Origin of the sequence: Adhaeribacter rhizoryzae, from assembly GCF_008629685.1 — a bacterium.
GTDB lineage: Bacteria > Bacteroidota > Bacteroidia > Cytophagales > Hymenobacteraceae > Adhaeribacter > Adhaeribacter rhizoryzae.
On the sequence record NZ_VWSF01000002.1, the window covers coordinates 399,481 to 415,179 of the forward strand.

A 15,699-nucleotide genomic window follows, 5' to 3' on the forward strand; every position below is an offset into this window, starting at 1 on the left:
TCACGAGCATAAGCATAAAGAATACTTTTGTATTGCGCGCGGCGGTATACAGAAGTAGAAATATTGGCTGGTTTTCAACCTGCGCTAGTTAAAAATTGGCTGTTAAAAAGCCACCAATTACGCTATAGCTAAACTTGCAACAGGTGGGGCGCAGCCAGCCCGAAACTATTTTACCAAGTGCATTTAATTTCTAGTTTTAGGTAGCCTAAGCCATTTGCCATGTCAGGAATATTTAAAAACCACTTAGATAAATTTATAACCATAAGCCCCGGAGAATTTACGGACGTTTGCGGGTATTTTGAACCGATGCAGGTGCGCAAGAAAGAAAATTTGCTAACGGCCGGAGAGGTGTGTAAGCACCATTATTTTGTGTTGAAAGGCTGCCTCCGTAAATTTTTTATAAACGAGAAAGGCGTAGAACAAACCACCGAATTTGCCATCGAAAACTGGTGGCTCACCGATAATATTGCTTACGAAAAGCAGCTGCCCAGCGCATTTTTTATACAAGCCGTAGAACCCGCCGAACTATTGTGTATTAATTACTAGGCGCAGGAAGCCTTGCTGCACCAGCACCCCAAACTGGAGCGATATTTCCGGATGATTTACCAGCGTGCCTATGCCGCCTCGCAAATGCGCATTAAATACTTATACGATTTGTCGCGCGAAGAATTGTTTTACCATTTCCTGGACCATTACCCGGACTTTGTGCAGCGCATACCGCAATATTTACTCGCCTCTTTTTTAGGTTTTACCCCGGAGTACCTAAGCGAAATCAGAAGTAAAAAGCGTTCTTAAACCAGTTTAAGTTTTTTGGGGTGCGCGTTGCCTACCTTTGGTGCATCATAAAATTAATACCCATAAAAACTTAAAACCAATGGAAAAGCGCATCGACATTCTGGCCACCCAACCCCTGGCGGGCAAAGCCCTGATGGGGCTGGAAACTTACCTGGCCGGCACCGCATTATCTAAAACCACAAAGAGCTGATAAAAATAAGGGCTTCGCAAATAAACGGCTGTGCCTTTTGTATTGATATGCACACCAAAGACGCCCTGAAACACGGCGAAACCACCCAGCGGCTTTTTTTATTAAATGCCTGGAACCGAATTGCCATTAGCACCCACAAAGAAGTACCGCGAGATTCTTATTGTCAGAAATGAGGTAATGGCAGCCAAAGCAAAATTTGTTTTGCTGTTCTTTGTTTTAATACTTAGGTAGTTTTGTTAAAAAAGGCTATACTCCAAATTTGAGCGAAGCGGTAACTTGGAGTAGGATTAAAAACAAATTTTAACTTATAGTATGTAGAGAAATACTTGAAAAATTATTCTATATTTTCCTTAATTGTTCTAAAACTGGCTAAAGCACTTTCTATATTTTCAATTATTTCGTCTATTAAAACATCTGGCTCTGGTAGATTTTCTAAATCTATTAGATTCTCATTTTTAAGCCAGGTAATATCTAAGTTTGTCTTATCTCTAGTAATTATCTCTTCATAACTATACTTTCGCCAACGTCCATCTTCAGTCTCAGCATTCCAGGTTTCAACCCGATTATTTGGTTGATAATTTTTTACAAAATCAAATAAATGTTCGGAACGTAATGGATTCTTTTTAGGTGTATGTCTAATATTTGTACGATAATCGTAAAACCATATTTCTTTTGTTTTTCTTCCTTTATCGAAGAAGAGCACATTGGCTTTTACTCCTTGAGCATAAAAAATTCCTGTCGGAAGTCTTAAAATTGTATGTAGATCCGTTTCTTCCAAAAGTTTTTTCCGTATGGTTTCACCTGCACCACCTTCAAATAAAACATTATCAGGAAGTACTACTGCAGCCCGACCATCATCTTTAAGCATAGTTACAATATGTTGTAGAAATGCCAGTTGTTTATTACTAGTTGTAACCCAAAAATCCTTTCTTAAAAAATAACCATCTTTAGCTGCTTGTTTTTCATCAGTGGTAGGAATGTCGCTACTACTGACACCAAATGGTGGATTAGCTAAAACTATATCTACTTTTTCATCTTCCTCAACCTGCCCATTTTTTCTTTTTAAGCTATCTGTTACCTCGATATCAGGAGTTTCCTTTAAATCGCCAATTCCATGAAGGAAAAGATTCATTAAACATAAACGAGCCGTGGACTTTTCAATCTCCCAACCATGAAAGGTTTTAAACTTTAAAAAGTTAGACTCTTCAACTGTTGAAATAGAAGGCTTTAAATATTGTAAAGCACCAAGAAAAAAGCCTCCAGTACCACAAGACGGATCAGCAATAGTTTCTTTAGGTCTTGGTTGTATACAATCAACCATAGCCGTAATTACTGAGCGTGGTGTGAAATATTGGCCGGCACCACTACTTTCTGCGTTTTTTTGCAACAACGATTCATAAATATCTCCCTTTATATCTGTGTCTGTTGTTGACCAGTTCTCTTCATCAATAAGTTTTACCAACTTTTTGAGTTTTACAGAGTCGTGAATTTTATTTTGAGCTCCGGCAAATATTTTCTCCAGCATTCCGCCAGAGTTTGCAAGGGTCTTTAAGATTTTTTCATATGTTTCTATTATTTGAGTTCCAGATTTTAGTACTTGCCAGGTACAACCTTTAGGTAAGTTGTATTGTGATTTCTTCTCATCTGCCATTTTAAGAAAAAGCAAAAAAGTAAGCTGTTCCAAATAATCACCGTACCCGAGCCCGTCGTCTCTAAGGGTATCACAAAATGACCAGATTTTTGCTACTAATATATTGGTTTCCATAATCTGCTTAGACTAAAACGCGTTCAACTTCTTTGAGCCAGCTATACTCCTTATCCTTTAATTTTTCCTTTACGAAATTTCTAACAATCATAGAATATGGTTCTGTATATCTAGAGTATTTGGACAATTGTAAAAAACATTCGTCAATCTTTTCATCCCTTCTTACAGGGTCATTTATATTATTTTTTATATAATTATGGGCTTTTTTTACTACCATTTCACAGTTAGCCCAAATCTTTCTTCGACCTCTAGATAAAGGTTTGTGGTCTAAACCATAATATTTAATCGAAAGCATAGCTTTTTTATGATAGAACTTGCTTTCATTTTCATTATAGGTTGGGAAAGGATCTCCATTTTTATCAAAAGATATTAAAGTAACATCCCTTGGTTTAATTGGATCAATTAGCAATGGCCTTTCACAGTTGCAATCTTCATCTTCGGGTTGAGCAATGTCTTCAGTTTCTAGTGGGAAAAAGCTGCCTTTTCCATAAACTTCCCCATTTGAATCAAATCTATCTTTTCTAAGCTTGTTGACTAATGAACCTGCCAAGCGAAAATTTTCCCATTTATATGATAACCACCAATAACCATCTTCCCTAACAATTGTTCCTTCTTCAGATCTTGATTCTGCCTTGGGTCTGTAATGATCAATTTCCCATTCACTAGAATTTTCAGGAGCTTCTGAGTACCAACATTTATGACCGGACAGCTTTGAGAGGGCTGGGTACAATTCTCTCCAAATATTATTACGAGACCAATATGTACTTCTATCTTCCTTACTCATAGACCTGATTTCTTCTAAGCATTTTTCAGCTTTCTCAAGCCAAGTATCGAAACTTCCTTTCCTGTTTCCGTTTAGACTATCAAATACTTCTTCTAATTGATCGAGATTTATAACCCTCATCTTAATCCATCCTTTTCCATTAACTTCAAAACACGATCTGCAGCTTTTGCACTTTGTTCTGCCAGCATCTGTTTTTCAGCTTCCGATAATTCTGTTTTTTCAAAAGCGTCTAATTTCGACATCTCAGCCAAATAATATTTAAACCATTTATCCTCAACTTCTTCATAAAACCCAAACTCCTCTAATTCTAACTTTAGTTTTTGGTATTCTTCATTTTCAACATTACTAAGTGCGTCTCGCATTAAGCGGCCTTGTAAATACCTTTTCCGGTTAAGCTTTTCTTGTGTTTTTTTATCAAGAATAGTAGGTAGTCCAAACAGTTCGCTGGTTAATATTGCTGCTACACCCATTCCTTCAGGACTTACATCAGGTTCAATAACTGTTGTTTCGTATTTATTATTTCTTTTAAATACCCGTACCTGCTTTTTATCCATGCTTCCGATAACTAATGGATCATGCGTACAAAACACAACCTGAGTTTTATCAGATTTATGAACAACATTATTTAAAAATTCGAGGTACTTCCATTTCCATAATGGATTTAAATGTGTGTCTGGCTCATCTAATAAGATTAGTGCTTCATCGTCTTTAGTGAATTTTAATAGCCCAAGAACAGTTATTAATTGTTTTTCCCCTTCGCTCAATTCTCCCATTACAAGCTCTCCAGGAATATTTTCTTTCACAACTTTAATCCTTACATCTTGGTCATCAACTAATTCTGAATAGTGTAAACTGCATAATGCATTAAACAAAGGTATTTTGCTTTTATACATCTTCATCTCAACTAAAGAACTAAATGTGGCTTTGTCTTTAATGAATAAAAATAATCTTTGAAGAGATTCTCTTTTATTTAATGCGCCTTTAACAGTTTCTTTGAAAAATATAGGCGCAATAGCGAAATTCCATAAATCTTCAATAAACCTTCTGACTAGCCCATTAGTATGCCAAAATCTTTCGTCTCCTTGCCTAGACTTTGACCAATTAGGCTGTTTTAGCATGAATAAAGCAGAACCAAAATCAACTATGTTTAATTCGTTTTTCAGGAACTCTATAGTTTCATTTTCTCTTTCTGGAAATAAATAAAAGGCTATTAGTGCTAAACTTGCATGTATAGGCTCTACTAAAAATATTCGGGGCATTTCATTAAAGTCTTCGTATTTCAGTCCTGGGGTCATCATTTTTTTAAATTGCAAAAGCTTATGTTCTGCATATAATGATTTTAGCCGCTCGCTTAATCCTGAATAATAGACAAATACATGGCTAGGTAAATAAGTATTCTTATTTTTAAAGAATTGATTTTTAGAGCGTAGTTTCTCTCCATCAACAATAAAAGTATAACCATCTCTGACCGAATATTCTATTTCTATATTTTTTTCTCTACAATTATATCTTATGTAATACTCTAATGTTTGTCCTTTCTTTTGAAGCTTTGGAGGGGTTTCTAAATCTAAGTCCCGGAAAATAATTACCAGGGCTTCCATGAAATTAGATTTACCAGTTGCATTTAAGCCTAATAGAACTGTCTCTGTTGCATCTTGATCAAATTCAAAATAAAAATCTTTTAAGTTTTTGAATTCTCCTTTTATATGAACTTTATCTATCTTCATTATTTAGGGTTAAAAATGATTCAGTTTCCTGTTTATATTCAGTTATTAGGCTGTAAATATTCTTTATCTCATTGTAAAAGCTTTCCACATCATCTTCGTGTATTGATGATTGCCAAAGTTCTAAAGCCGAAATTGGTCTTTCAGCTTCTTTAAGAATATTTAAAACTATTTTCTTTGATTCCATAAGCTTTTCCTTTTTAGGCTTTGATTTTTCTGCTTCTTTTTGTGCTTTTAGATATGCCTCTTTTTCAATCTTAATCCGTTCTAATAAAATATTTGCAGGTTCATCTAATGCATCTTGATTTACTAAATTCCCCTCGAAAGCTTTTTTAAGTGTTGAATGTTTAAATAACTCAATATCCTTTAAACTTTTATTTATTACCTTTTCAAGGTTTTCAATTAAAGTGAATCTTGTTTCTAGTATTTCAACTATTTTATTTTGCTCTTCAATTGGAGGTACTTTTAAATTAAAGTTTTTGATATCTTTTTGAAATAAATGAGGAATCGCGCTTCCTGAAATTTTTTCATTTACAAGTTTCTGTATTGTTGGGCCAGTGAAGAAATAATACAAAAAGGTCGGATTAAATGCTTCTCGTGCTTTTATAACTAATAAGGATGAGTTTACAGTAGCATCTGCAGGTAAATGATTGATTATTCCTACTTTCCCTATTCCGGCTCCATCTTTACATAACAGTATATCATTAACTTGTAATTTTATTTCAGGACTTTCATCATACCTTTCCTGTGTGATATGATTTGCTTCATGAAAAACTACGTTTTTGCCATAGTTTAATGCATGTACTGAAAGAAATAGGGGACCCTCTCTAGTATATTCTTTTTGTGTTAATCCTCGCCAACCTATTCGGGCGTTTATGTCAATTAGATTCTCAAGCTTAGCATTTGCCCATGTGGATATTTCAGTATCTTGCTCAAATACAAAATCGTAATCAGCTTTTGGTTTTTTATTTTGCTTCTGTTTTATTTTCAGGTTATATTCCTTTTGTCTTTCTTTTTGAATTGACTGTAATTCATCCAGCGCATTTGCAGATGTATTAAATGTTCTCCAATTAGCTGTTAATTTCCCATCAAAGGCACTTTTTAATACGCTCTGTCTATATATATATAAATCATCCTTCGCCTTTTGTAAATTTTTATGAGCATGATCTATTTCACTGAAAAGTTCTTCTATTTTGATAATAATTCTACTTTGTTCTTTTATTGGAGGTAATGGAAGTTTAATCTTGTTAAGATCCGATACTTTCAGACCTTTTACTGTTGTACCACTTGCCTTTGAAATAAACTTTTGATTATTAGTTTTAATTAAAAAATATACAAAAGATGGAATTACCCCTCCGAAAAGCTTTAAAATTTTTAAGTCCTGATTGATAGAAATTTTGTCCTTTGCTATTGATACTTGGCCCGGAGATATTCTTGTTACTAAAATTATATCCCCATTACTTGCAAGATTTGTATTGCTTTGCTTTAATCCCTCATTCGTGATTTTATCAATTGTTTCTGTTATAAATTGTGATTTGATATCTTTAACTGAGGCCCATTTGATATCTCCTCCCCAATATCTTGCGTGCTTTTTTGAAGGTGTTCCACCTCCAATGATTATAAATAACTCTGAAATATTTGACCATACCCAACCTTTAGGTAAATTATCTAAATGTTCCTTTTGCTCCATTATTGAATCTCTGCAATACCTTGTATTAGTTCCAAAATAATATCAGTAGCTTCTTCTCCTGAGCCATACGGTAAAGCACTTTCAACTCCTTCTGTTAAATTTTTATTATTTAATAAGCTTGTAAATTCTCCTTTTAAATACATTTTTACTGTATTACTTGAATTGGTAATGTCTTCTAAAATGTTTGGGCAGTTATCCAAGATATATATAATATCTTCAAAATCGTGGCTTTGTCTCAAATCCTTGCCACCTCTATTTTTATGGGCTTCTAACTTTGCAGCTATATAATAGGCCGGAGAAAATACAGCTATTTCTGTTTCGTCTGGCAGTTTTTTTACTATTTTCGTTTCAATCCCTTCCGGATACCACTTATTACTAAAGCCTAATACTTTTTCGTCTGTTGGCATTACATCTACTATTACTCCCTTATATATCCATCTGCAAATAGGGGCTCCAGGGGAGGAATCGTTTGTAAATCCTCTTGCCCTTAAATCTTCTTCCAGTTGCACATGTGCTATTCTGGAACTTAATTCGATTACGCAATCTACATCGATTGTTGGCCTAATATCAGATATAGCCGGGTTTTCCGCATATAATTCAGCTACGGCACCTCCTACAAAAACCATTTCATTTTTTAAATCTCCTAAACCGTTTGCAACAGTTTGTAGCATTGTAATATTAGTATTAGTCATTTAGCAATCGTTTCTTTAATTCTTCTGTGGCAATATTTATTTCCCGTACCCGGCCTACTCGGAAAGTATCTACAATAGCTAGTAACTCATAAAATATATCATCTTGCTGTACAATTTGAGGTAAAGTATTATAAAGTGGTTCAATAGCTTGTCCACGAACAGTACCTTTAGCATAAGGCCAAACATAGATATCGTTACCTGCTGCAATATAATCTTTTATAGGCGATGCAGAATGTGCAGTAGGAACTCCTTTAACAACTGCACCTGGTTCGACAGGAAAAACATACTTTAAACCGTATATAATAAACTCATAGAAGGAATTAAGATTTACTTTCCTTTTTTTAGAATCAATAAGTCCGGCAATCTTACATCTGTTTAATGCTTCAGAGACTTCAGAAGGACTTATATGAATATCATGAGCTACATCAATATTACGCCATTCTTTATTATTGTATGCTACTATCTTTAGCAACACTACAATATCCTGCGGCCGCATTCCATTATGCTTCTTCATTATTACTATTCTTAATTCGCGATTCGCGAATCGCAAATTTATTATCATTATCTCTATTAGCAATAGGTTCATTAACCTTATTTATTAATAACTCATTAAGTTCATCAAGATAAATATATGGCAGGTATTAATAACTTATGTATTAAGAGTATTATAAGCCTATTCATGAATTACTAAAATATAATATACTCCAAAGTAGAATAATCATGAAAAGCTATAATAAGAGCAATATTGTTAAGTTTAAGCATGGTTATATCATTAAAATCAGCAAAAGTCTATAAATTTGCCTATAATTAATTTGTAAGCAATATTCTTTTGCCTTTCAACCCATTCCAAATAGACTTACCCTGCCGTGAGTTAATACCCGAAGTAAAAGAACAAGTTGCTTCTAAAAACACGCTGATTGTAAACGCGTCGCCGGGAGTCGAAAAAAGTACCTTGCTGCATCTGACTATTTTTTAATAAACCTGATTAACCGGGTAGAAAATAGTTGTGCTGGAACTCCGGCGCATAGCCGGCCACAAGCTAACCAAACACATGGAGTAAAGATGGCCGGAAAGATAGGCCAAACCGTAAGTTCTGTACAGTTGACTAGGTTTAATAAAGCTGAAATGTTTGTTGATCCAACCCCCAATTTTATTTGCCTCCCTGGTAGTTAAACCGATAATGCAAACCCAAAGAAAATTGGCGCTGGCTTCTTTCGTAGGGGGTATGTGAGGTGCCCCAGAGGTAGAGCGGTTCCAGCACTATCCGGTTTTGCAATATAATTTGGCCGCTCACAAATTTATCATCCATGCCCGTTATGCCACCCCGTAAAAAACTGCCGTTCCGGAGGCCAAAGCCGCTGCCAACCCCTAACTGGTGCCGCAAACCCGGTAAAGCCGAAGGAAACTGCTGGGCTAGTTGGTAATCCATAAAAAAATACCGGATAGGGCCTACCCGGATAGAGGCCTGCGGGTATATAGGTGTTTTAATATTGGCTGAGGTAGGCGGCTTAGTGCCTTCTTTGTCCTGGTTTTCGCGGGAGATTAGTAAATTGCCTACTACCAAACCGCCGCCCAAACCAACCCATTTGGCATTATAACTAATATAAGGGTTTACCCCGAATAAGGTGGTTTTTACCGGTTGCTTAAAGGTGATGTTGTCGGGGACTTCTGTTTCCTGGTGTTTACCCGCAAACGCATTCAGGCCGTAGGTTACTTCGGTATCTTCTCTTTTTTTGGTATAAGCGTAACCGGCCCCTTGCAGGGTATATTTTTGCTGGTAATATTTGGTAATACTCTGATCATCACAGGAACTGTTGGGGTCGGTGCCCCGGCTCAGAATTACGGAGTGGTCGTTCTGGTACTTACCGGTAGCAAAGCCCACTTTAAAAGAACTAAACGAACTGATTTTATTTTTATCGGGTTGCGCGCCTTCGGGCGCAGGGGGCAAGGTCTGGCTCATGAGTAACAAAGGCAACACTAAAATGCCCAGCGCCAGCCAGCGGAACGGCGGTAAAAATATATGCCGGAAAAAATATATGCTTACAAACACCACGGCCGGCACCAGGGCCATGTTAATGGCCAGCAGCTCGATAAACGTAAGCCAGTTGCGCAACCCCCAGGTAATGCCTACCAGGCCCGCTAACAGCATCAGCATTACCGCCATAGCCGGCGGCTGGTTGGTGGCCGACGTTGGTTTGGTATATTTTTCGCGGAAGATAAATAAAACGCTTAACCCCAAAATAGCCGCCAGCAAACACCATTGTATTTTTATCAGTCCGCCCACCATCGTGCCTCCGTTGGCATGGGCCAGCGGCGACCGCATAAACTCGCTGAAAAACCGGAAGAAACAGTACAGAATAAAAGATAGCGTAAGGTAATTGCCAGGAGCTTTAACATACCGCCGTACCAACAGTAAAATGCCCACCACCAGCAAGCCGTTCAGGGCTTCGTACAATTGCGTAGGATGCACCGGCAACGAATATAATTCCGGCGCTTGTATTAACCCGGCCTGAAACTGGTGGTAATGCGGCAGCGTGCCGGGTAAATATTGCACGCCCCAGGGCACCGTTGTCACGTTGCCGTAGCAGCAGCCCGCTAAAAAACAGCCCGGCCGCTGTAACGTAATCGATAACGGAATAACCAGGGCAAAAGCATCGAGGGTTTCGGTTTTTAGCCGAAGTAGTTTTTTAATACCAAAGTACCCCACACTTACCAGCAGCAAGCCGCCCAGCAATGTTTTGCCCGTAGCCGGCGGTAAATAATGTTGGTTCAGCAGCACCTGCCACTCTTGCCCCGAAAACGAAAACAGTTTGGTGCCCAGAATAAACAGCAACCGCGTCGCCGCCAATACCAACAGCCAAACCGCCAGGTTGTATTGCTGTTTAACGCCAATCCAAATCAGCAAAATATACCCCACCAGAAAAGCCAGCAAATAAAACAGGTCGTAGTAAAAACCCCCGTTGGCAGTAATAATAAACAGCAGCGTATTCATGGTGATGGGTTTTAAAATTTTAAACTATCGGGTAAGGGTAAACAAACGGTTATGCTTAGCTGATTGGGGCGGCCCTGGTAATCTCCTCTTTTACAGGAAATCTACCCTTCCTAAATAAGCAAGTTGGAACGCTCTTATTTACACCCACAACCAACTGCCAGCTATTATAGCCGGTTGGTTATAGGCTAAGCTTCCGAGTATTGGCTCTTTTAGAGAAAAATGGGTAATTATTTAGTTGGTAATTAATTAGCAGTAAGGGCGTAAATAAATATATATAATTTAATTGTATTATACTAGTTTTTTATTTGAATATTTTAGGTTGTAAATGGTTTGCTGTTGGTGATAATTGGTGCAATCTCCTCAATTATTTATAATAGTAGTTAGTTGTTGGATTAGATATTCTGTTCGGTTAAAAAGAATAATAATTCGGGTTTACCCGGCAATCCTCCCCCTGGCCCCCTCCAAAGGGGGACGTTCGCAATCCGTGTGGTTCTGGGGCGTTAGCGTTCGCAGTCTGGGCTAAAATATTAGCCTTTATTGAGGTTAGCGGATAGGGAAATAACCTTTAATCTGGTTGTAGTTAACTGTGCGCCGGTTGGGCAACCCGTTAGCAAATTATCTGAGAAAACCTCCTTTAAAAGCATTTTCGTATAAAGCTGCATTACCGGTAAGTCCCCCTTTGGAGGGGGTAGGGGGAGGACTTACCGAAAAACACCAACGTTTAACCCTAATCAAAAGAAATTTCTCCCCATTACCAGCAGCCAATACCAAACAGCCCACCGCAATAGGAGCGAACCAATACAAACCCAAAAGAATTACCGATATTTGCCCGGTTTAAACCTTACTGGTTTACGTAATTATCTACTGTACAAAAGTTAATTCCCTTGCCTTTCAACCCATTTAACATAGACTTACCCGTTCGGGAAATAATACCCGCAGTAAAAGAACAGTTATCAGCTAAAAACACGCTGATAGTAAACGCGCCGCCGGGCGCGGGTAAAAGTACTTTGCTGCCGCTGGCTTTGTTTGAAGAAGCCTGGTTAACCGGCCAGAAAATAATAATGCTGGAGCCCCGGCGCTTAGCCGCCCGTACCATTGCCGAACGCATGGCGTTTTTACTGGGTGAGGAGGTAGGCCAGACCGTCGGTTACCGTATTCGTTTCGAGAACCAGATTTCCGCTAAAACCCGCATAGAGGTGGTAACTGAAGGCATCTTAACCCGCATGATTCATTCGGATAATGCTTTATCGGGGGTAGGCTTGGTAATATTCGATGAATTTCACGAGCGCAGCATCCACGCCGATGTAGCCATGGCCTTGTGCCACGAAGCCCAGCTTACCCGCCGGCCCGATTTGCGCATTTTGGTGATGTCGGCCACGTTGGATATGCCCACGTTAACTACTTTGCTAAAAGCCCCGGTGGCCCAGAGCATGGGCCGGCAATACCCGGTAGAGACTATTTATGCCGGCGAACTCGATGAAATGCTCTTGCCCGAAATGACCGCCCGGGCCGTGCAGCGGGCCCTGCGCGAAAAAACCGGCGACGTGCTGGTGTTTTTACCCGGCGAAGGCGACATTAAAAAGGTGGAGGGTATTTTACGGCGGCAGGTGCGCGACGTAGCCATTCACCCGTTATTTGGCAAGCTGCCGCCAGGCAAGCAATACGCCGCCCTGATGCCCGACCGTCAGGGCAAACGCAAAGTAGTTTTGGCGACTTCTATTGCCGAAACCAGCTTAACCATTGAGGGCATAACAGTAGTAGTAGATACGGGCTTTGGTAAGACTTCGCGCTTTGACCCGAATTCGGGTTTGTCGCGCCTCGAAACCATCCGTATTTCCAAAGACGCCGCCGACCAGCGCGCCGGCCGGGCCGGCCGTTTGGGGCCCGGTACCTGTTACCGCCTCTGGACCGCTGCTGCCCACGAGCGCCTGACACCCCACCGCACCCCCGAAATAATGGAAGCCGATTTGGCGCCGCTGGTGTTGGATATGGCCCGCTGGGGCATTATCGATATAAGGAGTTTAACCTGGCTGAACCCGCCGCCGCGCGCCTCTTTGCAACAAGCTTCCGATACGCTGCACCAGTTGCACGCCCTGGAGAACGGCCGCATTACGCCCCACGGCGAAAAAATGCACGCGCTGCCTACCCACCCGCGCATCGCCCACATGCTGCTCAAAGCCGAAGAAACTGGTCAGTTGCCTTTAGCCACCGATATTGCCGCCGTGCTGGAAGAGCGCGACCCGCTGCCCCGCGATACCGGCATTGATCTAAATTTAAGGGTAGAAGCCTTGGGCCGGTACCGGCAGGAAAACGTAGGTGGCAAAGCGTTGAAAAAAATAGAAAAGATTGCTGCTTCGTACCGCCGGCTATTTAATATTTCATTGGATAATGGTACCGTAGACCCGTATGAAACCGGCGTGCTGCTGGCCCACTGTTACCCCGAACGCATTGCTTACGCCCGCCCCGGCAACAACGCGCAATTCCAGCTTGCCAACGGCAGCTACGCCCAGGCCGGTCACCGCGACGATCTGGCGCACGAGCCCTGGCTGGCCGTGGCCCAACTCGATGCCCGGCAGGGCATGGGTAAAATATTCCTGGCCTCGCCGCTGAATCCCCGCGACCTGGCCCCGCTCGTGAAACAGCAGGATGTGGTTACCTGGGATACTACCGACGGCGAACTCACCGCGACCCGCGACTTGCGCATCGGCTCCATCGTGCTGCAAAGCAAACCCCTGCCACCCCCCGACGATAAACACCGGGTACCCGCCATTATGGAAGCGATTAAAAAAGAAGGAGAACAACTGCTGAATTTTTCCGAAGCCGTAACGCAATGGCAGCGCCGGGTACTGAGTCTGCGCAAGTGGCGTCCCCAGGAAGCCTGGCCTGACGTGAGTACGCCCACTTTGCTTATGACCAACCCCGAATGGCTCCGGCCTTACCTCACCGACGTGGAAGTACCCGCAGACCTCCGGGAAATCGAGTTACTACCAATATTACAAAAGCAATTAGATGTGGATAAAAAAGCCCGTCTGGAACAACTGGCGCCAACTACTATCGTGCTGCCCGACGGCTCCGGAATGGAACTGGACTATCAGCCCAACGCCGCCCCGCCGCGCCTCGAAATCCGGCTGCAAGACGTACTTGGCTGGACCGAGCATCCCCACGTAGATGCCGGCGACATGCCCGTAGAACTCCACCTGCTCACCCCTGATTTAAAACCACTGGCGGTAGTTATAGATATTAATCGTTTCTGGCGCGAAGATTACTCGGTACTTCGTCCGGAATTAGCAGCTAAATATCCGAAGGTGAATTGGCTGGAGGAGGGAGGAAAGTAGTTATTTTCTTATACAAGGTGGGAGAAAGGAGAGTAGGGGGCGTAAAAATAGGAGGTAAAATATTCCGTTGTAATCGGCAATTTGTTGGTATTTGGGTGAAAATCCTCCCCCTACCCCCTCCAAAGGGGGACTAGGCTGATGGGGCTTTTACCGCTAATGCGTTTCCTAAGGCGGCTTTTGTGTTTTTCTTTACGCAGCATTGTTGGAATAAGGATTTTCAGAGTTAATATTTTAATAAGGATCCTATTTTACTACCCCCTTACACCTCTCCTAACCAACCTTTCGGCTTTTCTTCAACAAACGCCAACTACAAAAAGACGACCTATCAATCCACAATAGCCCAAAGTCCCCCTTTGGAGGGGGTAGGGGAGGATTTACCCGGTGTTAATAACGGGCTACAAAAAAGCGGCCTGTCGGGAGACAGGCCGGTGATAATGAACAAAAGATTAAGCGGCCAGAGGCCGGAAGAAAACCTCACGAGCGAGACGCTCGCGATAGTCGGCAATATTTAATTCGTTAAATATTTTACTTATAAAATTTTGGCAGTGGGTTGAGTTTGGTGTTTTGCCGTTGGTGCCAGTACGGGTAAATGGGGGGCACTTCGCTGGCTTTATCGAGCCTTTTTACTTGCTCCACGGTTAGGTTCCAGCCAAGAGCGCCTAAATTTTGCCGGAGTTGTTCTTCGTTGCGGGCACCAATAATAATGCTGGCAACGGTAGGGCGTTGCAGCAGCCAATTAATGGCTACTTGGGCCACGGTTTTACCGGTTTCTTCGGCAATCTCATCCATTACATCCAAGGTATTGTAGAACACTTCTTCGTTTACCACCGCCTGGGGTACCGGGCTGCCGCCTTGCGCGACGCGGCTTTCTGCCGGTAAAGGTTGGTTGCGCCGGTATTTACCGCCCAAGCGTCCGGCGGCCAACGGCGACCAAATAATACCGCCTACCTGCTGGTCCAGGGCCAAAGGCATCAGTTCCCACTCATATTCCCGGTTCGCCAAAGAATAATACACCTGGTGGCCTACATAGCGACTCCAGCCATATTTTTCCGAAACGGCCAACGACTTCATTAAATGCCAGCCCGAAAAATTAGAAGCTGCCAGGTAGCGCACTTTGCCGCTTTGCACCAGCCCGTTTAAAGTATTTAGGGTTTCTTCTACGGGCGTATTGCCGTCGAAACCATGCATGTGGTAAATATCAATGTAATCGGTGCCCAGGCGTTTTAAGCTGCCTTCCACTTGTTTAATTAAGTGCCATCGCGAGGAACCCTGGTTATGAGGCCCTTCGCCAAACGGGAAGGTTGCTTTGGTAGAAATAATCATTTTATCCCGTTTACCCGCAATGGCTTTCCCTAATATTTCTTCGGATAAACCCTGCGAATAAGTATTGGCCGTATCGAAGAAATTAACGCCGGCTTCCATACAAATATCTACCATCCGGGTGGCTTCGGCTACCTGGGTGCTGCCCCAGGCTTTAAAAAAATCGGTACCGCCGCCAAAAGTAGCCGTACCAAAACTTAATACCGGTACAAATAACCCCGATGCGCCTAGTTGTCTGTGTTCCATAGTTTTGTTTTGTTGTTTTCGGATTAAATATTTCTTTGGGTAGCGGAATTATCCGCAGAAATAATAGCACAGCAATAAAGCGCTGTATATTTTGCGCTTTCTGCTGGTACGCAAAACTAAAAATAAGTTTGTTTTAAATATAGGTTATAGCAGGCTGTTTATGCCT

Annotated in this window: 13 protein-coding genes; 5 read left to right on the forward strand and 8 right to left on the reverse strand. The window is 41.4% G+C overall.

Annotation, left to right across the window (positions count from 1 at the left end):
- Positions 1–219 precede the first annotated feature (219 nt).
- The 3 genes from F0145_RS26485 to F0145_RS26495 all read left to right on the forward strand — a co-directional run bounded on the left by F0145_RS26485 (position 220) and on the right by F0145_RS26495 (position 1,158).
- Positions 220–546 (forward strand): Crp/Fnr family transcriptional regulator, encoded by a 327-nt coding sequence (locus F0145_RS26485; RefSeq protein ID WP_223815813.1) that lies wholly within the window; start codon positions 220–222, stop codon positions 544–546.
- A 12-nt stretch (positions 547–558) separates the two neighbouring features.
- Positions 559–795: a hypothetical protein gene (locus F0145_RS26490; RefSeq protein ID WP_223815814.1), complete on the forward strand. Its 237-nt coding sequence runs from the start codon at positions 559–561 to the stop codon at positions 793–795.
- 237 nt (positions 796–1,032) lie between these two features.
- Positions 1,033–1,158, forward strand: coding sequence for a hypothetical protein (locus tag F0145_RS26495; RefSeq protein WP_223815816.1), 126 nt, complete (start codon positions 1,033–1,035; stop codon positions 1,156–1,158).
- A 161-nt stretch (positions 1,159–1,319) separates the two neighbouring features.
- On the opposite strand, the gene F0145_RS04730 is transcribed toward F0145_RS26495, so the two are convergent.
- Genes F0145_RS04730 through F0145_RS04755 form a run of 6 tightly spaced genes read right to left on the reverse strand, consistent with a single transcriptional unit; the run spans position 1,320 to position 8,154 of the window.
- Complete coding sequence (locus tag F0145_RS04730) at positions 1,320–2,750, reverse strand: type I restriction-modification system subunit M (protein WP_150087146.1); 1,431 nt, start codon at positions 2,748–2,750, stop codon at positions 1,320–1,322.
- Positions 2,751–2,757: 7 nt separating this feature from the next.
- Positions 2,758–3,654, reverse strand: coding sequence for a hypothetical protein (locus F0145_RS04735; protein WP_150087147.1), 897 nt, complete (start codon positions 3,652–3,654; stop codon positions 2,758–2,760).
- Entirely contained in the window at positions 3,651–5,261 is a 1,611-nt protein-coding gene (locus F0145_RS04740) for an AAA family ATPase (RefSeq protein ID WP_150087148.1), read from the reverse strand. Before F0145_RS04740 ends, F0145_RS04735 begins: the two co-directional genes overlap by 4 nt.
- The gene (locus tag F0145_RS04745; RefSeq protein WP_150087149.1) at positions 5,248–6,948 is read right to left on the reverse strand and encodes a restriction endonuclease subunit S; all 1,701 of its coding nucleotides are present in this window, start codon (positions 6,946–6,948) and stop codon (positions 5,248–5,250) included. Before F0145_RS04745 ends, F0145_RS04740 begins: the two co-directional genes overlap by 14 nt.
- Complete coding sequence (locus tag F0145_RS04750) at positions 6,948–7,640, reverse strand: nucleotidyl transferase AbiEii/AbiGii toxin family protein (protein ID WP_150087150.1); 693 nt, start codon at positions 7,638–7,640, stop codon at positions 6,948–6,950. Before F0145_RS04750 ends, F0145_RS04745 begins: the two co-directional genes overlap by 1 nt.
- The gene (locus F0145_RS04755; RefSeq protein ID WP_223815817.1) at positions 7,633–8,154 is read right to left on the reverse strand and encodes a hypothetical protein; all 522 of its coding nucleotides are present in this window, start codon (positions 8,152–8,154) and stop codon (positions 7,633–7,635) included. The genes F0145_RS04750 and F0145_RS04755 overlap by 8 nt, the downstream gene beginning before the upstream one ends.
- A 315-nt stretch (positions 8,155–8,469) precedes the next feature.
- Here F0145_RS04755 and F0145_RS26090 point away from each other — a divergent pair, with 315 nt between their 5' ends.
- Positions 8,470–8,616, forward strand: coding sequence for a hypothetical protein (locus tag F0145_RS26090; RefSeq protein ID WP_190277472.1), 147 nt, complete (start codon positions 8,470–8,472; stop codon positions 8,614–8,616).
- A gap of 174 nt (positions 8,617–8,790) precedes the next feature.
- Here F0145_RS26090 and F0145_RS04760 read toward each other — a convergent pair whose 3' ends face one another.
- On the reverse strand, positions 8,791–10,632 hold the full coding sequence (locus F0145_RS04760) for a prolipoprotein diacylglyceryl transferase family protein (protein ID WP_150087151.1): 1,842 nt from the start codon (positions 10,630–10,632) through the stop codon (positions 8,791–8,793).
- An 884-nt stretch (positions 10,633–11,516) separates the two neighbouring features.
- Here F0145_RS04760 and hrpB point away from each other — a divergent pair.
- Positions 11,517–13,967, forward strand: coding sequence for an ATP-dependent helicase HrpB (gene hrpB / locus F0145_RS04765; RefSeq protein WP_150087152.1), 2,451 nt, complete (start codon positions 11,517–11,519; stop codon positions 13,965–13,967).
- Between the two features lie 525 nt (positions 13,968–14,492).
- Here the strand turns inward: hrpB and F0145_RS04770 are convergent.
- Positions 14,493–15,533 (reverse strand): aldo/keto reductase, encoded by a 1,041-nt coding sequence (locus F0145_RS04770; RefSeq protein WP_150087153.1) that lies wholly within the window; start codon positions 15,531–15,533, stop codon positions 14,493–14,495.
- Between the last annotated feature and the right edge of the window lie 166 nt (positions 15,534–15,699).